Below are 20,240 nucleotides of genomic sequence, written 5' to 3'. Positions count from 1 at the left end.
ATGTGGGCGTGACAGTGATTGGCTAAGCTCGTGCGTTTTTCACATCAACCGCGTCTCGCTTTTTGCAGATCGCGTTGACGCTGTTTTTCCGCTCTTGCCATAAACCACCAGGCAATAAATCCGATGATCCCTACGACCAACAATATCAAAGATGCCAGAGCATTAATCTGCGGATTAACCCCCATTCTGACGCTGGAAAACACCAACATTGGCAGCGTGGTGGAACCTGGCCCTGCGACAAAGCTGGCAATAACCAGATCGTCAAGTGACAGTGTAAATGCCAGCAACCAACCTGAGATCAACGCAGGGGCAATCATCGGCACCGTGATGATAAAGAAAACCTTCAATGGCGCGGCACCGAGATCCATTGCCGCTTCTTCAATGGACCGATCGAGTTCACGTAAACGCGCACTGATCACCACGGTGACATAAGCCGTACAGAACGTCACATGGGCAAGCCAAATGGTGAACATTCCCCGTTCCGCTGGCCACCCTATCGCATGCCCGAGCGCAACAAACAGCAATAGCAGCGACAAACCGGTGATCACATCCGGCATGACCAGCGGTGCAGTCAGCATAAAGGCGAAACCGTTAGAGCCGCGGAAACTGCCGAAACGAACCATGACAACGGCTGCCAACGTGCCGAGGATCACCGCCATCGTCGCAGATGCAGCGGCAATCGTCAGGCTAAGCAACACTGCACTGATCATGGCTGAATCATGGAACAGCTCGGTATACCAGCGCGTTGACCAACCAGCCCATACCGTAACCAGCTTCGAGCTATTGAACGAGTAGATGACCAGCATCAGCATTGGCGCATAGAGAAACGTGAAACAAAGCACCAAAATCACAATGCGCCATGGTGAACGGACAACAGGTAGATTATTCATACGCCTTCTCCTGCTGCTTTGCTCTGATGCTTGTGGAACCAGATAATTGGCATAATCAGCAATAAAAGCATGATAATGGCAACCGCAGAAGCCACCGGCCAATCTCGATTATTGAAAAACTCTTGCCACAAAATGCGACCAATCATGATGCTGTCAGGACCACCAAGCAATTCAGGGATAACATATTCCCCTACCGCCGGAATGAAAACCAGCATGGATCCAGCAATAATGCCACCCTTGGTTAACGGCATAATCACGCTGAAAAAGGTTTTGAGTGGGCGAGCCCCTAAATCCAACGATGCCTCAACCAGTGAATAATCCAGCCGCGTGAGCGCGGTGTAAATCGGCAACACCATGAACGGCAAGTACGAATAAACAACACCGATATAAACGGCCACATTAGTATGCAGAATCACCAGTGGCTCATTGATAACGCCCAACCACAACAAGAAATTATTCAGTATGCCGTTGTTTTTCAGGATACCCATCCAGGCATAAACGCGGATGAGGAAGGATGTCCAGGATGGCAAGATGACCAGCAGCAGCAGAATATTACGGGTCGACGGCTTACTGTGCGCCACGGCCCAAGCCAACGGATAACCGATTAGCAAGCAACATAGCGTAGAAACAGCCGCAACCTGTAACGATTGCAGATAGGCATCGATATACAGCGGATCATCTAACAAATGCAGATAGTTTCCCAGATTCAGGGAGATATCCAGTTTGTCATCCATCCACGAGACTAAGTCGGTATACGGTGGGATCGCCCGAGCCATTTCTGCAAAACTGATTTTAAATACAATCAGGAATGGCAGCATGAACAGCAGCAGTAACCACAGATAAGGCAGCGCAATGACCAGTTTACGCCCATGATCTTGACGCCAACGAGCCACTAACAACTGCAAACGGCTTCTGGCGTGATCCGGCGGTTCTGAAGGACGCTGTTCAGAAAATTCGGTGTTTTGTTCAGAAAACAGAGACATGGCGTTATTCCCCACTACACCGTCAATACCACACAGCTGTCAGCATCCCAGCACAAACGCACTTCATCACCCCATGTAGGCGTACCCTTACGGTAACGATAAGCGTTCTGTAGCTGAGCACTAATGATTTGTCCGCTGGCAAGCCGCACATGATAGATCGACAAATCGCCTAAATAAGCAATATGTACCACCTCACCGACAGCAAAATTACACCCGTTGGCCGGAACGTCCTCACACAACATGATTTTTTCTGGTCGTAACGCAATATAAACGGGTACACCATCAATCACGGAGACATCGGAATCCACCTTTAACGGATGGACCAACCCCGGGCTACGGATAATCAACGAGTCATCATGGCGTTCGGTTAATATGCCTTCAAACATATTCACGGAACCAATAAACTCAGCGCTAAAACGCGTATTCGGATGCTCGTAAATCTCTTCTGGCTCACCGATCTGGACAAATTTCCCACGATTCATGATGGCAATTCGCCCAGCCATGGTCATCGCTTCCTCCTGATCGTGCGTCACCATCACGCAGGTTACGCCCACCCGCTCCAGAATATCGACGACTTCAAGCTGCATGCGATCGCGCAGTTTCTTATCCAGTGCGCCCATCGGTTCATCAAGCAATAACAACTTCGGACGCTTTGCCAGACTACGAGCCAATGCGACACGCTGACGCTGCCCACCGGAGAGTTGATGAGGCTTACGACTGGCAAACTCCTGCATATGCACCAGCGTCAGCATCTCTTCGACGCGATCCTTAATCTCACTGCGAGACAATTTGTCCTGCTTCAGCCCAAACGCAATATTCTTTTCCACTGTCATATGAGGGAATAATGCATACGACTGGAACATCATATTGATGGGGCGCTGATAAGGCGGCACCAAAGACAAATCCTGACCATCAAGAACAATTTGTCCCTGTGTTGGATGTTCAAAACCAGCCAGCATGCGGAGCAACGTGGACTTTCCACAGCCCGAAGCCCCCAGCAAGGCAAATATTTCACCTTTGTAAATCGTCAGACTGACGTCATCAACCGCAGCCTGACCATCAAAAGATTTGGTCAGATTGCGCACTTCCAGCAACGGGGTAGCCGCTTTTTGAGGCTTGGGCTGGGGACGGGGAATAGCATCATTCACTTAGCATTGCTCTCCGGCAAAAGCAGAACAAGTCACAATGTTTGGTACAGGTTTTCAATGCCACGTTCTATCGTGTTTTGTGCAAAGAATACGCTGCGTCGTACATCCAAAAACTGTGACACATATATAGCGCAACAGGCGGGTATTAGCCGCCTGTTATTTACCACATTGAGTCAGGTTGGAAAACGATTATTTACCGCTTTTTACCTTCGTCCAGGCGCGTGTGCGTGTACGGTCAATCTGTGGTGACTGAACTTTGAGCGTAAACATTTTGGCACGAACATCCTCAGACGGATAAACCCCTGGATTATTGCGAATGTCTTCCTGTACCAACGGCACAGATGCTTTATTTGCACTCGCGTAATACACGTGGTTGCTGATGTTCGCCATAACCTCTGGTTTCAACAGGTAATTCAGGAAGGTATAGGCTGCGTCTGCATTTTTAGCATCGGCTGGCATGGCAAATACATCAAAGAAAGCCAATGCCCCTTCTTTCGGAATACTGTAATGAACGTTAACACCATTTTTTGCTTCTTTGGCTCGATTAGAGGCCTGCATGATGTCACCAGCCCAACCGACCGCCACACAGATGTCTCCGTTCGCCAGATCGTTGATGTATTGCGATGAATGGAAATAGCGAATGCTAGGACGCAACTTCAATAGCAACTCAGTGGCCGACTTGGTGTAATCATCCGCTTTGGTGCTATTGGGATCTTTACCCTGATAGTTCAGGACGGTAGCGAAAATCTCTTCTGGCGCATCCAGGAAGGAAACCCCACAGCTTTTCAGCTTTTCCAGGTTTTCCGGCTTCAACACCAGATCCCAACTGTCCACGGGAGCATCAGCACCTAATGCGGCTTTAACCTTCTCCACATTGTAGCCAATCCCCGTTGTTGCCCACAGATAAGGCAGCGCATATTTGTTATCCGGATCGTGCTGGGCAATCAATTTCAGCAACTCTGGGTCCAGATTTTTGTAATTAGGCAGTTTGCTCTTGTCTAATGGCTGAAACACCCCGGCAGCAAGTTGACGCTCCAGAAAACTAGCAGAAGGCACCACCAGATCAAAACCGGTGCTCCCTGCCATCAGTTTGCCTTCCAATACTTCATTGGAATCAAACACGTCATAAACGACTTTTATACCCGTTTCTTTCTGGAAATTCTGTAACGTATCCGGTGCGATATAATCAGACCAGTTATAAACATGTAACGTTTTTTCTTCCGCAGATGCAGTGACGGACGCGGCCATCAGCAAGCCGGCAACAACACCCGATAACCATTTTTTACGTTGGGTGAACATCCGTTCCTTCCTCCATACAAGGGGGTGATTCATATGAGTAAACGAGTATTATCTCGATACAGGATTTTATCCTGCGCATAAACGATCACGGTAATATCGGTGAATGACTATGCACTAAATTTATCATAGTAGACACTGACATAAAGGCGAATGACTCGCGAGATCGTTACTGAAATTAAGCATAACCGTAGCGACTCGCGCATACCATATGTCGAAAGTAAAAAATGGTTTTTATCGATTATTTATTCACTATTTGCCCACGTGATACGGCTATTTCGCCGTAACTACGGTGAATATCTGGTTGCAAGAATAGAATTTAGAATAAACGACGGTTTATAGAAAATAAGGAAAACTGATTGCTGCCGTTGGCAGCAATAGTATTAATGCAGATTAGATGTGTAAGATCTCCCAGCAGAGGCCTCTTCATCCTCACTGATAAACAGGAGATTATTAGCGCCCGCCTCAAGAATGATCATGGAAATCTGTTCTTCAGACTGCATCATGAAATGTCGGAATTGCTCCAGAGACATCCCCGCAGCCACGCTAAAGGACTGGCAGACGATCAGTTTAGGCAGATTGTCATCCTGAATATCAATAAAAGCTTTGACCGTCAGCGAACTGGCATTGATTTGGCTTAAATCTCCCACCAGAGGAATCAGTGCACTGGGTTTCACCTCTGCCAGAGCAGAAAACAGGATAACGTTATCAACCAGATCGACTTTCGCATCAAAGACGCCATCAAAATTCTGCATATGAGGTAAATGGAGTGCCTGACAGGAATCACATTCAAAAAACAGAATGTTTAGCTGATCCAGCCACCGCCGTAGCATATTCAGATCCGGGACGATGAGTGAATCCATGGTTATTTGCCTCATACTGACTGTTCTTACCAAAGGGTGCATAGCTTACGGAATATTTTATTCCTACGCCATGATAAAAGCGCCTAAAATCATGCTAGCTCGCGATCTGATTGACAATGTTGATCGGCAAGCCCCTATCCCGTTAACGTTTACCCACGGTGGCCGTCGATATCGCTAACGAGCGCACATGTTGCTCAATAAATTCAATCATCATGCCCGCAATATCTAATCCTGTTGTGGTTTCTATGCCTTCCAGACCGGGAGACGCATTCACTTCCATGACCAGCGGCCCTCGTTCGGCACGTAAGATATCCACGCCAGCCACGTTAAGACCCAGCGTTTTTGCGGCCCTAATCGCAATATCACGCTCCTGCGCCGTAATCCGGACCTTACTGGCGGAGCCACCTCGATGCAAGTTAGAACGAAACTCCCCCGGCTTGGCCTGCCGTTCGATGGCAGCAACAACACGATTCCCGATCACCAGACAACGGACATCCCGTCCCTTCGCTTCCCTTACATACTCTTGCACCAGAATATGCGCATTTAATCCGCGAAACGCGTCAATGACACTCTCTGCCGCCTGACGCGTCTCCGCTAACACAACACCAATTCCCTGCGTTCCCTCGACCAGCTTCACGACCAGCGGTGCCCCACCCACCATTTCGATCAAATCCCCCGTGTCATCGGGAGAATGAGCGAATCCGGTTACAGGTAAATCAATACCTTCCCGAGCTAATAATTGCAATGAATGCAGCTTGTCACGAGCGCGAATAACCGCGACAGAATTGTTGAGCGGATAGCTTCCCAGCATTTCAAACTGCCGCAATACTGCCGTGCCATAAAATGTAATCAGTGAACCAATTCGAGGGATAACGGCATCATATTTGTCCAGTCGTCGGCCGCGATAATGAACGGAAGGTGCCGCTGAGTTTATATTCATATAACAGGACAGTGGATCAATAATATCAATGCAATGCCTGCGCTCTTCCGCCGCTTCACGCAGCCGTTTGCAGGAATATAACGAACCGTCACGAGACAGAATGGCTATCTTCATAAATGACCCAGAGATACTAACGTATCGCCCATCCCTGTTGATGTAAGTAATCCAGCATAAACGGACGTAACTCTTTTTTCAGCGTGCGCTGTACATGCTCGCTCCAGCTATCTCGTCGATGGCCCGTACGCTGAAGATAATACTCAACCATTTGCTGATCATATTCCGCTAGCGTTTCTCGACCGAGCGGCTGGTACACATTTTCATGCATCAACATTGTCACTGGCATCCGCGGTTTCAACAACGGATCAGCATCCGGATACCCCAGACACAAGCCAAATAGCGGCAACACGAGAGGTGGCAATTTTAATAATGTCGTCACATCGGCAATGCGATTACGGATCCCACCAATAAATACGCCGCCAAGCCCCAATGACTCCGCCGCAATCAGCGCGTTTTGCGCCATTAGGGCCGTATCGACGCAGCCAATGAGTAGCTGTTCAGCCAATCCGGTTTCGGCCTGAGGAGAGATCTCAACGTGACGATGAAAATCGGCACAAAACACCCAGAACTCCGCAGCCTGAGCGACATAAGCCTGCTCTCCGGTATAATGAACCAGCATCTGACGTAGCGTGGGATCCGTGATACGGATGATCGAGGTACATTGTAAAAAACTGGAGCTGGACGCACTTTGCGCCGCCGAGATAATCGCGGCACGCTGAGCATCCGTTAGCGCTTGGTTGGTAAACGCGCGAATAGAACGATGGCGCTGTAGTAGGTCAATGGTCGGCGTCACTCTGCATATCCTTCGGGTATAGGTAATACAAATCAGTGCAACAGGTAATTACTACTTTTGTTCACCGGACAATGCGGGCATAGTAACCCCTATTAACGATAGGCATTAGCCAATGCCAACAGTTTAGAAAACATATTTTCTCAATTTTACTAAGGAGTTTACATGTTCGCTGTTATTTTTGGGCGTCCTGGCTGCCCTTACTGTGTACGCGCTAAAGAGTTAGCAGAAAAACTGACTGCACAACGTGATGATTTCAAATTCCGCTATGTGGATATTCATGCAGAAGGCATTACGAAAGACGACCTGTCCAAAACCGTCGGCAAGCCCGTTGAAACCGTGCCACAGATCTTCATTGATGAAAAACATATCGGTGGCTGCACTGATTTTGAAGCATACGCCAAAGAAAACCTTAGCCTGTTCCAACAATAATCTCTGACAAAAGGCGCCACCGGCGCCTTTTACTTTCCTCGCGTCCTACTGTAAAAATAGTGGCGATATATTCCATTCCCGAATAAGAATCCCAACGCCCCTAGCACACTCCAGAAAACTGCGCTCAGCACATAGGCAATTTCCTGCCAAAACGCTCCCAGCGGCGCTCGCCATAGATGCAAAATAATCAAACAAAGCGGCATAGCCATGAGTGCACCCAGCAATGGGTAAAGCAGGCGACCTCGAGCGGATAAACAACTAGCGATCACGCCTGGCAGCAAAAAGAGCAACATACTGGGTCCGCCTTGTAAGCTTTCCCCTGTTGCCACATCTGATACATCCATTTTTTGGCTCAAGAAAACCACGATAAACAATAAGAAACAACAGGCGACACTACCCCAACCTCTATCGTTTGCCATACTATGCTTCCCTTAACTCTGTACACATCTCCACACCATATTTGTCTGATGTCCAACGTTATTGACGACACAAAAAATATGGATGACGAATATCCCCGATATGACACAAAGTGAGGTCTTTTCACTATTGATTAACGCACCAATGCATTATACCCGTCATACTTCAAGTTGCATGTGCGTTGGCTGCGTTCAGTCACCCGAATCACTTACTCAAGTAAGCTCATCGGGATTCCTTCGCTTGCCGCCTTCCTGAAACTTGAATTATTTGGGGTATATTACACCGATAGTTATTCGCTGTTGGCTGGTTGCAAAACCAACAAACTGCTAAAATAGCGACGTCACAATCATTTCAAAAATAATAATTGACTGAACAATACCAATGGATAATTTATACTAAACAAGGCTGATTCCTTTCAGCTGTCATTAATTGACAGTATCAACGGGATCATTATATCCGATGACTAAATCTAGCCCTTATAGTCATTTATATCAAGAACTTACTGGTAAACAACACGTTACATGCCATGAATATAAACGTCGCTAATTTGTTAAACGGGAATTACATTCTGCTTTTATTCGTGGTTCTTTCATTAGGACTTTGCCTAGGGAAATTGCGGCTGGGCTCAGTTCAACTCGGTAATTCCATTGGTGTTTTAGTCGTCTCGTTATTGCTAGGACAACAACACTTTTCGATTAATACCGAGGCGCTCAGCCTTGGATTTATGTTATTTATTTTTTGCGTTGGCGTAGAAGCCGGTCCCAATTTCTTTTCTATTTTTTTTCGAGACGGCAAAAATTATTTAATGCTCGCACTGGTCATGGTGGGAAGCGCTCTCATTTTAGCATTGGGATTAGGGAAATTGTTTGGTTGGGGCATTGGGTTAACGGCCGGGATGCTTGCAGGCTCAATGACCTCCACTCCTGTACTGGTCGGTGCCGGTGACACACTGCGAAATACCGCCAGCCTGGGTGCGCAGTTGGGCGTTGAACAAGATCATCTTAGCCTTGGTTACGCCCTGACCTATCTGATTGGTTTGGTTAGCCTTATTTTCGGTGCGCGTTATCTGCCTAAACTCCAGCATCAGGATTTACCAACCAGCGCCCAACAAATTGCCCGAGAGCGGGGTCTGGATACCGACAGCCAGAGGAAAGTGTACCTTCCCGTTATCCGCGCCTATCGCGTCGGGCCGGAGTTAGTGGCCTGGGCCGATGGTAAAAATCTGCGTGAGTTGGGCATTTACCGCCAGACGGGTTGCTACATCGAGCGTATCCGCCGCAACGGCATTCTGGCAAGCCCGGATGGGGATGCCGTACTGCAAATCGGTGACGAAATATCACTGGTTGGCTATCCGGATGCGCATGCAAGGCTGAACCCGAACTTCCGTGATGGAAAAGAAGTCTTCGACCGTGACCTATTAGATATGCGCATTGTTACCGAAGAAATTGTGGTGAAAAATCATAATGCCGTCGGTAAACGCCTCAGCCAGCTCAAGTTAACCGATCACGGTTGTTTCCTGAACCGCATTATTCGTAGCCAGATCGAAATGCCTATTGATGATGGTGTCGTCCTGAATAAAGGCGATGTGTTGCAGGTCAGCGGCGATGCACGACGGGTGAAAAGTATCGCTGACCGCATCGGCTTTATTTCAATTCACAGTCAGGTCACCGATTTACTGGCTTTCTGTGCATTCTTCGTCATTGGCATGATGGTCGGCCTAATCACTTTTCAGTTCAGTAATTTTACCTTTGGAATCGGTAACGCGGCTGGTCTGCTATTTGCAGGAATCATGTTGGGCTTCCTGCGAGCTAACCACCCGACATTCGGCTATATTCCGCAAGGCGCATTGAATATGGTGAAAGAGTTCGGGCTAATGGTGTTTATGGCTGGTGTGGGGTTAAGCGCAGGCAGCACCATCAACAATAGCTTGGGCGAGGTGGGCACACAAATGCTGATCTCAGGATTAATCGTCAGTCTGGTACCTGTTGTGATTTGTTTTCTATTTGGTGCCTACGTGTTACGCATGAACCGTGCATTACTGTTTGGGGCAATGATGGGTGCCCGTACTTGTGCCCCGGCGATGGAAATCATCAGCGATACCGCGCGCAGCAATATTCCTGCGTTGGGATATGCGGGAACCTATGCCATTGCCAACGTATTATTGACATTGGCCGGCTCCCTGATCGTGATTATCTGGCCTGAACTACCTGGCTAATAAAAAATGTAAAAAAACGTCAATATTTATTAGCGTAAACAGAACTTTTTTATCAGCCTACAGTCTCAATAAGTGCCACTGCTTTTCTTTGATATCCCCATATTGAGGAGCCCGTCGTTCACGCCACCTTGGTTCAAGAACGATGGGCCTTTTCTTTTCTGAGACGATATCGATGTCCCTATGCAGCAATGACCATTCGTATCATGCCAGTCCGGTTTCAACTCGGAAACATCGTGTTTCACCAGCATCAAGCTCAATTAATGTCCCGGCCCGTTGTGCCGCATTGAACCCTTCTGGACGACATGTCGCAGGCAAAACAAACGCCGCGACTTTCTGATCACCGTTATAAAGAATCCAGCGCGTCGCATAATTCAACTCTTCCGTCGAAAAACGAGTCACAAAACGATGGCCCTGTGGTGCATGCAGACTAAACTCAACCTTCTTCGCGTACTGCGATAAATCATCAGCAAAAAAGACAATTTCAGGGTCGTAAAAATCCGGATCTGTTAACGCGGTGAATTGCTCCGGTGACTGCGCTAATTTTTCCGTATAGTTCAGCCACTGCGGCGTAGGATGAACATGACCAGGGATAGAGGTTCGCAACGCAAATGCCTGATCAGGAATGGTTTGGCTAAATGTCGCATTCGCCACATAGGCATAATTCATGTGACACATGTATTGTAACGGCATCGCCACACTTGCCAAATTTGTCACGGCCATCTCAATATTTAACAACGTACTGTCGGCCATCAACGTGACGCGAGGGGTTGCTCGATAGTGATGACCAAACCCTTTCACATATTCATAATCCCCCGTTACACACAGAGAACCGTCGCCGATGAGCACCCGTGCGCTGTCCATCGTCGCACACGCCATTTCACCGTGTAGAGGATGGGTATCGTCCGCGGCGGGACAACCATTGCTCAGCAAACCAGAGTGGAAAGCAAAACAACCATAAGTATCAATAATGCTGCTACCCGGCTTAGGCTCGGTGAACGGATTCGTCATCCTTAACGAATGTCCATCAAATTCCGCATCCCAAATCATCTGCCCATAAAAAGGCAATATGACGAGGTAACCTCGTGAGTTTTTCAGTTTGATCGCTTCAATACCTGAAGCATAGCGGAATAACGTGACTGAAAAATGATCGTTTTCCAACAGTATCCGTGGATGCTCACTGAACATCGTACGTGACAAATGAATCTGCGTTTTCATTTTCATTTCCTTATTTAGGCTTCACGTTTAACAGCGGAATCACTGGCAGCCAAACGCTGTTTATTGCGCATTTCGCCCCAAAAATAGAAGCCGACATAGGCAAAACACAATAGCGACACGACAAATGATTTTTGCATCGAACCAAGATGGTCGGATACATAGCCCTGAATAGCTGGCACCACAGCCGCCCCCACGATAGACATCACGATGATAGCCCCGGCTACTTCAGTGTATTTTTTATCTACCGTATCCAGCGTACCTGCGTAAATCGTTGCCCAGCACGGTCCAAATAGAACGCTAACAAAAACGGCGGCATAAACAGCGCTAAAATCGGGCACCATCACGACATAGGCCAGCGTCGCAACACCTGCGATCGAATAAGCAATCAGGACTTTCTCAGCACTGAAGCGCGTCATCAGGAAATTCGCTACAAATTTACCAATGAAAAAACAAATAAAGCTGTAAATCATAAAGTTGGACGCATCTCGTTCGTTAGATGCTCCCAGCGTTAAAGCCAGACGGATAGTAAAAGACCAAACAGCAACCTGCATACCGACATATAAAAACTGAGCAACAATACCGCGCTTAAAATGGTTATTCCCTGCCAGATACCGCAACGTTTCTCCCAAGGACGGAAGTGATTTTTTATTCTGCGTATCGGCTTGCGCTTTACAGCTTGGATAGCGCGTCAACAGGAAAAGGAACATGACGATCAGTAACACAAATATCAAATACTTATACGGCTCTAAGGTATATTCCAGCATTTGCAGACGGAAAGCGTGCAACTGATCGGGCGTCATGGTTGCCATCTGACTTTCCAAACTTTCGCCTTCCTGAAAGACCAGATATTTACCAAGAACAATCCCCATTAACGCCCCAACCGGGTAAAACGTCTGGCTAATATTCAAACGTAACGTGGCATAGTCTCGGTGACCAATCATAGAACTATACGTATTCGCCGCCGTCTCCAAAAAGCTCAGGCCAATGGCAATGGCGAAAATCGCCGCCAAAAACATGGTATAGGTCGCCATGTGCGATGCCGGATAAAACAGGCTGCATCCGGCAATATACAGCGTTAAGCCAATCAGAATAGCGATCTTGTAACTGCTGTTCCGGATCACCACCGATGCCGGAATCGCAATCAAAAAGTAGCCGCCATAAAAAGCACTCTGCACCAATGCACTGGCGAAATCACTCAGCTCAAATACGCTCTTGAACTGCGTGATTAAGATATCGTTCAGACTGGCCGCGCAACCCCACAACGGAAACAAACACGACAGCAGAATAAATTGAAATAATGGCGTCTTATTCAGATAGCCATCAGGCATTTGGATGATGTTCTGACGCATAATGTTTTCCCCGGATTATTTAGCAAGCGAATGGCTGGCAAGAAACTGATGAAATTGTGCCGCATCCGGATATGCACGCTGCGTGCCCTTCCCCGTAACGCTATAAGCGGCAAAAGCTGAGGCATATTCCATCGCCGATTTAATTTCTCCGTTACGAACAAAATGGTGTGCAAAACAGCCAATAAACGCATCGCCTGCTCCGCTGGTATCAATGGCATGAACGCTAACAGGGTCAACATGGTGTACCTGATCGCCCGTCATCCACACCGACCCACGGTGCCCCATCGTGATGATCAAATTCTTCAACCCTTTCGCTAATAACGAACGACCAGCCTGCAAAATATTCGCTTCGGTATCGACAGGCATACCAGTCAGAATTTCCAACTCGGTTTCATTCGGCATGAAAAAGTCGCATTGACAGGCATAACCGATATCCAGATCACGCGAAGCCGGAGCCGGATTTAAGATCACGGGAATGTGATGACGTCGAGCAAAATCAATGGCGTAGTAAACCGTTTCTAACGGGATTTCCAATTGAAGGATCAGCAACTTGCATTGTTTAAGTGACTCAGATGCCGCATCGATATCCTGTGTAGAAAGATGAGCGTTCGCCCCTTTGATGATCAAAATTCGATTCTGTGAGGAGGCATCGACAAAAATAGGAGCCACGCCGCTCGATACACCGGCAACGGCAGTGACGTACTGCGTATCCACGCCAAAGTGCTGTAAATTCTTAACGGTATTATCGGCAAAAAGATCGTCCCCGACCCGACTGACCATCATGACCGATGCCCCAAGCTTCGCCGCTGCAACAGCCTGATTCGCCCCTTTCCCACCACAGCCAATCTCAAAAGAAGGGGCTTCCAACGTTTCGCCCGTTTTTGGCATTTCATTAATGTAGGTAATCAGGTCAACCATGTTTGAACCAATAACTGCAATATCCATAACACTTCCCTCTGGCATTTTTTCAACATTAAATGTCACTACAGTAACAATAACAATCCACATTTGTTATTAATGTGACAAATATCGCATGATTAAACGTGTGACATGCAAAAATTAGAACAATAAAGATTGATAATCGATGTTAAATGTTATTATTATAACAAAATAAATTTATTGAACAGCTAAAGGAATCAACCATGAACAGCGAAACTCGCGATTACTCCCCTTATATCGATCACACCCTGTTAGCCGCCGACGCCACAGAGGCACAGATCATCAAGCTATGCGATGAAGCTAAAACTCATCATTTCTACGCCGTTTGCGTTAATTCCGGCTATGTCCCTCTGGTTGCCAGCCAATTACAGGACACAGCGGTTAACGTCTGCTCGGTGATTGGTTTCCCTTTAGGCGCGGGACTTACGGCGTCTAAAGTGTTTGAGGCCAAGGCCGCTATTGATGCAGGGGCACAAGAAATTGATATGGTGATCAATGTCGGCTGGTTGAAGAGCGGCAATATTGATGCAGTGAAAGCAGATATTCAGGCTGTACGCGAGGTTTGCGCCGCTATACCGTTGAAGGTAATATTAGAAACCTGTCTGCTTGACGACGCCCAGATTGTTTTGGTCTGTGAAATCTGTCGCGACTTGAACGTTGCGTTTGTAAAAACATCAACGGGGTTTAGCACTGGTGGCGCTCGTGAAGAACACGTCAAACTCATGCGCGATACCGTCGGTTCTGGCGTCGGCGTAAAAGCTTCTGGTGCCGTACGCGATCGCCACACGGCAGAAATCATGATCCGCGCTGGGGCAACGCGTATCGGAACCAGCTCCGGAGTGGCTATCGTATCGGGTCAGTCTGCCGCAGCAGGAAGCTACTAACCTTCATCCCGCATAAACGGGTTCATCATCAGGGAATTATATGGAAACTCGGCGTGCAGAACGGATCAACAAACTGGCTCAAGCCCTGAAAAAAGCAGACAAGCTTCGTCTTAAAGACGCCGCGCAACTGTTGGGTGTGTCCGAAATGACCGTGCGACGCGATCTGAACGCCGAATCCTCGACCGTTGTGCTACTCGGTGGCTATGTTGTCAGCGATTTGAAAAGCAATAATGTCACTAATTATTTCGTTTCCGATCAGCAAAGTAAGCACGTGGAAGAAAAGCAGGTGGCGGGTGAGCTAGCGGCACGGCTCATCGAACCTGATGATGTGGTATTTTTCGATTGCGGCACCACCACACCTTTTATCATCGATGCGATTCCTGACGACCTGCCCTTCACCGGAATTTGCTATTCGCTCAATACGTTTTTGGCCTTGCAGGAAAAATCTGCCAGTAAAGTCATGCTATGCGGCGGCGAGTTTCATCCCGATAACGCCATTTTTACGCCGCTCAGCCAACGCAGTGAACTCGATCATATTTGCCCGAACAAAGCGTTCATCTCTGCCGCAGGCATCGATCTGAAAGCAGGAGCGACCTGCTTTAATTTTGCTGAGCTCAGCATGAAGCATCGCGCGCTAGCGCTGTCACAGCGTGCGATTTTAGTGATCGATAACAGCAAGTTTGGGAAAGTTAAGCCTGCCTGTATCGGATCGCTCACCCTATTTGATACGCTAATTACCAATCGTACACCGCCAACGGAATACACTCGTTATTTTAACCATAACGGTATTTTGTTAGCCCATGCCGATGGCTAGTTAAACCAACCACCAAACCATTGCTGAAGTTTCATCATCACGCTATCCCATAGCCTGCTGAAAAATCCCGCTTCGGGGATATCGTCCAGCGCAACCAACTGGCGTTGCCCAATACTTTTACCATCAAGTTGGAAATCAATCGTGCCAACCACTTGATTTCTGGTCAAAGGCGCGGACAACTGAGGCTGTAACAATGTAAAACTGGCCTTCAGATTTTTCATCTGACCTTTGGGTATCGTGAGCGCCGCATCATTCGCTACCCCTAGTCGAGCCTCTCCCTGCGTGCCAAACCAGACGCGCTGTGTCGTAAAAGGCACACCCGCTTTGATTGGCGTAGCCGTTTCAAAAAAACGGAAACCCCACGTGAGTAATTTTTCACTTTCCCTAAAGCGAATACCATCCGTCGCGGCACCCAGAACAACAGAAATCAAACGCATATTGCCTTCCGTTGCAGACGCCACCAGATTATGTCCTGCTCCGTTGGTATGACCGGTCTTGATGCCGTCGACATTCAGGTTAGTGTTCCACAGTAATCTGTTACGGTTCGGTTGACGTATATTATTGAATGTAAATTCTTTTTCTTTATGCAACGCATACTCTTCAGGCACATCACGGATCAGTGCTTGTCCAAGTATGGCCATATCACGGGCGGTACTATACTGACCTGGCGCATCCAGCCCATGTACCGTACGAAACTGGGTGTTAGTGAGTTTCAATGCGTTAGCGTAATTGTTCATCAGGCTAACGAAAGCATCCTGACTTCCGGCAACATAATCAGCCAATGCAATGCTGGCATCGTTGCCTGACTGAATGACAATACCTTTATTCAATTCAGATACCGGGATACGATCGCCCGGTTTAAGAAACATCAGCGATGAACCACGTAAAGCAGGGTTTCCCGTTGCCCAAGCGTCTTTACCCACGGTGACTTGATCGGTCGGCTGAATTTTCCCCGCTTTAATTGCCTGACCAATAACATAGCTCGCCATGATTTTTGTCAGGCTGGCAGGATCAAGGCGTTCATCCGCATTAGATTCAGCCAACACCACGCCACTATGGTAATCCATCAAAACAAATGCCTTCGATTCAATTTGCGGCACAGCGGGTAACTGTTCCGCTTGCAGCATCGGAGCCATTCCCACAAGTAATACCGTTCCCGCTGTAAAGGATTTGAGACTGGAGAGGAAAAGAGTTGTCTTCATGAGATCGCCGAGGTATCCATCAGTAATAAATTGTTAATACACCTAATTTTCAATATTTTCTGAAAATGCTAGTAACATCCAAAGGTAACGTGTCACTTCTCTCAATGAAACCGTTCAATCTGTAAAGATAGTCAAAGAAATGAAAAGACCGAAACATAATTTTGTCATGATTAGTGCATGACAAACTCAGCCATAAAGCCTAAAAGACATATCATCACTGAGCATCTGCCGCGTATTTCCTGATCGTGTTGCAGTGTCGCTTTTTCTCTCATCATGCGGGGGTAAATATGATAACAATATGGGGTCGAGAAAATTCGACCAACGTTAAGAAAGTTCGCTGGTGTGCGGCAGAATTATCGCTGCCCTATGAGCCTATTTTAGCCGGTGGACAATTTGGACGTAATCGTGATGCCGACTATCTGGCAATGAATCCAAATGGTCTGGTTCCCTGCCTTCAAGACGGAGAATTAGTCTTATGGGAATCCAATACCATTGTGCGCTATCTGGCCGCACAGTACGGGCATGACACACTGTACCTCCGCGATGCCGGAGCCCGAGCAAACGCCGAGAAATGGATGGACTGGGCAAGTACTCTGGCAGCCTCATTTGGCGGGGTTTTTATCAGCCTAGTGCGTACCGCCCCGGAAAAACGCGATATGGCGATGGTAGAAAAAAACCAGGCTGAGTGCGAACGATTACTGACCATTGCGGATGCCGCACTCGCAAAACAGCCGTGGTTATCGGGTGATACCTTTGGCATTGGAGACATCCCATTAGGCTGTATCGCTTATGCCTGGTTCAACATGGATATTGTTCGTCAGCCACATCCGCATTTGGAACGCTGGTACCAACAGCTTACCGAGCGCCCAGCCTACCAGAATACGGTAATGATCCCGCTTACCTGATGTTCTCTTCACCACAGGCATCTCACGATGCCTGTGGCTAGTTCGTTATTCCAAGCCTACTTTCAGTAATTTGCCATTGTCATGATCGGTCAGCAAATAAAGGTAGCCGTCAGGTCCGACTCTGGCTTCGCGGATACGTTCTCCGCGATCCTGTAACAAACGCTCCTCCGCGATAACGTTGTCACCGTCCAACGTCAAACGGATAAGGTTTTTCTCTGCCAGCGCCCCAATAAACACCGAATTTTTCCATTGAGGAAAACGATCGCTATTGTAGAACGCCATGCCGCTGATACCCGGTGATTTCTTCCAGTAAAAAACGGGGTCTACCATTCCAGCGACCTGCTCACCTTTCGCTTCAGGGATCTTCAGGCCAGAATAATTGATTCCGTGGGTCGCAATAGGCCAGCCATAATTGCTACCAGGCTGAGGGAGGTTAATTTCATCGCCTCCTTTCGGGCCGTGTTCATTCTCCCATAGCGTCCCCGTCCACGGATTAATAGCCAATCCCTGTGGATTACGATGACCATATGACCAGATTTCTGGACGAGCTTGCGGCTTATTCACGAATGGGTTATCTGATGGCACCTTCCCATCCGCCGTCAAACGTACTATTTTTCCCTGCAACTTATCCAAATCTTGCGCTGTCGGGCGTTGGTTATTCTCGCCCAATGCAATATAGAGATGTCCGGTTTGATCAAAAACCAGCTTGCCGCCAAAATGATTTCCGGTAGACAATTTAGGTGTCTGACGGAAGAAAACCGTAAAATTTTCCAGACGTTGGAAATCGTCAGACAGGCGACCATAGCCGACAGCCGTTCCCGCTTTACCTTCACTGCCCTCTTCAGCAAAACTCAAATAAATGCGTCGATTCTGAGCAAAGTTCGGAGACAACGCGACTTCTAATAAGCCACCTTGAGACTGAGCATATACCGCCGGTACGCCAGAGATAGGTTCAGACAACCCGCCCATTGTCTGCCAACGACGTAAGTTCCCCGATCGCTCAGTAATCAACATCCCTTGTTCACCAGGGAGAAAAGCCAATGACCATGGATGATCGAGCTTATCTTGTAACTCAATCACTTTAGGCTGCGCCGCCAACAGATAACCAGAAAACAAGCAGGACATGCCTATCAACATCCAACGAGCATGTCGCCGCCATGTCTGAGACAAAAATGGATAAGGTGGACGATAAGATAAATGAGGCACCGTGAAATCAGACATAACGTTGTCTCCATTCAACAAAAGTTCTGTAAATTTAGGTGCCTTCCGCTGTTTGTGCAAAAAATCGCACGGGCGTTTACATTTATTGAAGAAAGTAGCAAGTGACGCAGGATTAAATACGGATAAGAGAAAGGCATCAGTAAAGTGCTGAGTTTTACCTTATCGACTATAAGGTCATCCAACTATAGTGTAGAATTCTGCGGTTTTTCTTTTTGAATAAATTGTGAGCAAACAACATGCAACAACCACGTATTGGATTTGTTTCCCTCGGCTGCCCGAAAAACCTAGTGGATTCAGAGAGGATCCTGACTGAACTACGTACCGAAGGTTATCAGGTCGTTCCGCGTTACAATGATGCCGAGCTGGTGATCGTCAATACTTGTGGTTTTATTGACAGTGCCGTGCAAGAGTCGCTAGAAGCGATTGGTGAAGCACTCGATGAAAACGGTAAGGTGATCGTAACCGGATGTCTGGGTGCCAAAGAAAATCAAATCCGTGAAGTACATCCAAAGGTTCTGGAAATTACCGGCCCACACAGCTACGAGCAAGTCCTGTCACACGTCCATCAATATGTTCCCAAACCGGAACATAATCCGTTTACCAGCCTGGTTCCTGCCCAAGGCGTGAAGCTGACACCCCGTCACTATGCTTATCTGAAAATATCCGAAGGCTGTAACCATCGCTGCACATTCTGCATTATTCCCTCAATGCGCGGCGATCTGGATAGCCGTCCTATTGGCTCAGTACTGGATGAAGCCAAGCGCTTAGTCGATGCAGGTGTAAAGGAACTGCTCGTTATTTCTCAGGACACCTCCGCTTATGGTGCCGATGTGAAGCAACGTACGGGGTTCTGGAATGGACAACCCGTGAAAACCAGTATGGTGAGCCTGTGCGAACAGTTGTCATCATTAGGCGTATGGGTTCGCTTACATTATGTCTACCCTTACCCACATGTCGATGATGTCATTCCGCTGATGGCGGAAGGCAAAATTTTGCCGTATCTGGATATCCCACTGCAACACGCAAGCCCGCGTATTCTGAAATTGATGAAACGCCCCGGCGCGGTCGAAAGAACGCTGGAACGTATCAAGCGCTGGCGTGAAATTTGTCCTGAGTTAACGCTGCGTTCGACCTTCATCGTTGGCTTCCCGGGCGAAACAGAAGAAGATTTCCAAATGCTGCTGGATTTTCTCAAAGAGGCCCAGCTAGACCGCGTAGGTTGCTTCAAATACAGTCCGGTAGAAGGCGCAACGGCAAATGAACTGCCGGATCAAATTCCGGAAGAAGTGAAAGAAGAACGCTTTCATCGTTTCATGCAATTACAACAAAGCATTTCAGCCCAACGTTTACAGGATAAAATTGGCCGTGAACTGTGGGTATTAATCGACGATGTTGATAAAGAAGGCGCAATCGGACGCAGTATGGCCGATGCACCGGAAATTGACGGTGCGGTTTATTTAAACGGTGAAACGGGCGTTAACGTCGGTGACATTGTAAAAGTAAAAATCGAACACGCCGACGAATACGATCTGTGGGGCAGCCGAGCCTAATTTGACCGTTAACTATCATCGGTTGCCTGAAAATCGGGCAATCGATGATAGACAATCGCGATGGAACTATCTTCATACTACCTATTTTCACACTATCGTTGAAAAATCAGTCAATAAACATCACCATGAC

19 protein-coding genes are annotated in these 20,240 nt (G+C 47.7%); 6 read left to right on the top strand and 13 right to left on the bottom strand.

Annotated features, from left to right (window positions below; all coding sequences use genetic code 11):
* Positions 1–44: 44 nt before the first annotated feature.
* From potI to nfsA, 7 genes are all read right to left on the bottom strand, one after another.
* Positions 45–890 carry a putrescine ABC transporter permease PotI gene (potI, locus tag ACKPVM_RS10375; RefSeq protein WP_409308970.1) on the bottom strand — a complete coding sequence of 282 codons (846 nt, stop codon included), beginning with the start codon at positions 888–890 and terminating at the stop codon, positions 45–47.
* Positions 887–1,873: a putrescine ABC transporter permease PotH gene (gene potH / locus ACKPVM_RS10370; protein WP_409308969.1), complete on the bottom strand. Its 987-nt coding sequence runs from the start codon at positions 1,871–1,873 to the stop codon at positions 887–889. Before potH ends, potI begins: the two co-directional genes overlap by 4 nt.
* Positions 1,874–1,887: 14 nt before the next feature.
* Positions 1,888–3,021 (bottom strand): putrescine ABC transporter ATP-binding subunit PotG, encoded by a 1,134-nt coding sequence (gene potG / locus ACKPVM_RS10365; protein ID WP_409308968.1) that lies wholly within the window; start codon positions 3,019–3,021, stop codon positions 1,888–1,890.
* Between the two features lie 189 nt (positions 3,022–3,210).
* A complete protein-coding gene (gene potF, locus ACKPVM_RS10360) occupies positions 3,211–4,320 on the bottom strand; it encodes a spermidine/putrescine ABC transporter substrate-binding protein PotF (RefSeq protein WP_409308967.1) in 1,110 nt (369 codons plus the stop codon).
* A 380-nt stretch (positions 4,321–4,700) separates the two neighbouring features.
* Positions 4,701–5,180, bottom strand: coding sequence for a type III secretion system chaperone family protein (locus ACKPVM_RS10355; RefSeq protein WP_409308966.1), 480 nt, complete (start codon positions 5,178–5,180; stop codon positions 4,701–4,703).
* A 142-nt stretch (positions 5,181–5,322) separates the two neighbouring features.
* Complete coding sequence (rimK, locus tag ACKPVM_RS10350; protein ID WP_409308965.1) at positions 5,323–6,234, bottom strand: 30S ribosomal protein S6--L-glutamate ligase; 912 nt, start codon at positions 6,232–6,234, stop codon at positions 5,323–5,325.
* 16 nt (positions 6,235–6,250) lie between these two features.
* Positions 6,251–6,970, bottom strand: coding sequence for an oxygen-insensitive NADPH nitroreductase (gene nfsA / locus ACKPVM_RS10345; RefSeq protein WP_409308964.1), 720 nt, complete (start codon positions 6,968–6,970; stop codon positions 6,251–6,253).
* Between the two features lie 162 nt (positions 6,971–7,132).
* Between nfsA and ACKPVM_RS10340 the strand changes: the two genes are divergently transcribed.
* Complete coding sequence (locus ACKPVM_RS10340) at positions 7,133–7,399, top strand: GrxA family glutaredoxin (protein ID WP_409308963.1); 267 nt, start codon at positions 7,133–7,135, stop codon at positions 7,397–7,399.
* A gap of 29 nt (positions 7,400–7,428) precedes the next feature.
* Here ACKPVM_RS10340 and ACKPVM_RS10335 read toward each other — a convergent pair whose 3' ends face one another.
* Positions 7,429–7,818, bottom strand: coding sequence for an inner membrane protein YbjM (locus ACKPVM_RS10335; RefSeq protein ID WP_409308962.1), 390 nt, complete (start codon positions 7,816–7,818; stop codon positions 7,429–7,431).
* Between the two features lie 524 nt (positions 7,819–8,342).
* Between ACKPVM_RS10335 and ACKPVM_RS10330 the strand changes: the two genes are divergently transcribed.
* Positions 8,343–10,031 (top strand): aspartate:alanine antiporter, encoded by a 1,689-nt coding sequence (locus ACKPVM_RS10330; protein ID WP_409308961.1) that lies wholly within the window; start codon positions 8,343–8,345, stop codon positions 10,029–10,031.
* 201 nt (positions 10,032–10,232) lie between these two features.
* Here the strand turns inward: ACKPVM_RS10330 and ACKPVM_RS10325 are convergent, their stop codons facing one another.
* Genes ACKPVM_RS10325 through rbsK form a run of 3 tightly spaced genes read right to left on the bottom strand, consistent with a single transcriptional unit; the run spans position 10,233 to position 13,540 of the window.
* The gene (locus ACKPVM_RS10325) at positions 10,233–11,246 is read right to left on the bottom strand and encodes an aldose 1-epimerase family protein (protein WP_409308960.1); all 1,014 of its coding nucleotides are present in this window, start codon (positions 11,244–11,246) and stop codon (positions 10,233–10,235) included.
* Between the two features lie 14 nt (positions 11,247–11,260).
* Complete coding sequence (fucP, locus tag ACKPVM_RS10320; RefSeq protein ID WP_409308959.1) at positions 11,261–12,595, bottom strand: L-fucose:H+ symporter permease; 1,335 nt, start codon at positions 12,593–12,595, stop codon at positions 11,261–11,263.
* A 15-nt stretch (positions 12,596–12,610) separates the two neighbouring features.
* Complete coding sequence (gene rbsK / locus ACKPVM_RS10315; RefSeq protein WP_409308958.1) at positions 12,611–13,540, bottom strand: ribokinase; 930 nt, start codon at positions 13,538–13,540, stop codon at positions 12,611–12,613.
* A gap of 197 nt (positions 13,541–13,737) precedes the next feature.
* On the opposite strand from rbsK, the gene deoC reads away from it, so the two are divergent.
* Positions 13,738–14,418, top strand: coding sequence for a deoxyribose-phosphate aldolase (gene deoC, locus ACKPVM_RS10310; protein WP_409308957.1), 681 nt, complete (start codon positions 13,738–13,740; stop codon positions 14,416–14,418).
* A gap of 40 nt (positions 14,419–14,458) precedes the next feature.
* A complete protein-coding gene (gene deoR / locus ACKPVM_RS10305) occupies positions 14,459–15,232 on the top strand; it encodes a DNA-binding transcriptional repressor DeoR (protein ID WP_409308956.1) in 774 nt (257 codons plus the stop codon).
* On the opposite strand, the gene ACKPVM_RS10300 is transcribed toward deoR, so the two are convergent.
* Complete coding sequence (locus tag ACKPVM_RS10300; RefSeq protein ID WP_409308955.1) at positions 15,229–16,434, bottom strand: serine hydrolase; 1,206 nt, start codon at positions 16,432–16,434, stop codon at positions 15,229–15,231. The two genes, deoR and ACKPVM_RS10300, sit on opposite strands and share 4 nt — an antisense overlap.
* 287 nt (positions 16,435–16,721) lie before the next feature.
* On the opposite strand from ACKPVM_RS10300, the gene ACKPVM_RS10295 reads away from it, so the two are divergent.
* The gene (locus tag ACKPVM_RS10295) at positions 16,722–17,339 is read left to right on the top strand and encodes a glutathione S-transferase family protein (RefSeq protein ID WP_409308954.1); all 618 of its coding nucleotides are present in this window, start codon (positions 16,722–16,724) and stop codon (positions 17,337–17,339) included.
* 45 nt (positions 17,340–17,384) lie between these two features.
* On the opposite strand, the gene ACKPVM_RS10290 is transcribed toward ACKPVM_RS10295, so the two are convergent.
* Positions 17,385–18,476 (bottom strand): PQQ-dependent sugar dehydrogenase, encoded by a 1,092-nt coding sequence (locus ACKPVM_RS10290; protein ID WP_409309034.1) that lies wholly within the window; start codon positions 18,474–18,476, stop codon positions 17,385–17,387.
* Between the two features lie 320 nt (positions 18,477–18,796).
* Here ACKPVM_RS10290 and rimO point away from each other — a divergent pair, with 320 nt between their 5' ends.
* On the top strand, positions 18,797–20,110 hold the full coding sequence (gene rimO, locus ACKPVM_RS10285) for a 30S ribosomal protein S12 methylthiotransferase RimO (RefSeq protein ID WP_409308953.1): 1,314 nt from the start codon (positions 18,797–18,799) through the stop codon (positions 20,108–20,110).
* Positions 20,111–20,240: the final 130 nt, after the last annotated feature.

The sequence above is a fragment of the Pectobacterium hainanensis genome, from assembly GCF_046237015.1.
Taxonomy (GTDB): domain Bacteria; phylum Pseudomonadota; class Gammaproteobacteria; order Enterobacterales; family Enterobacteriaceae; genus JBJYIN01.
Note: the sequence above shows the minus strand (reverse complement) of the source record. Positions and strands in the feature narration are given on the sequence as shown.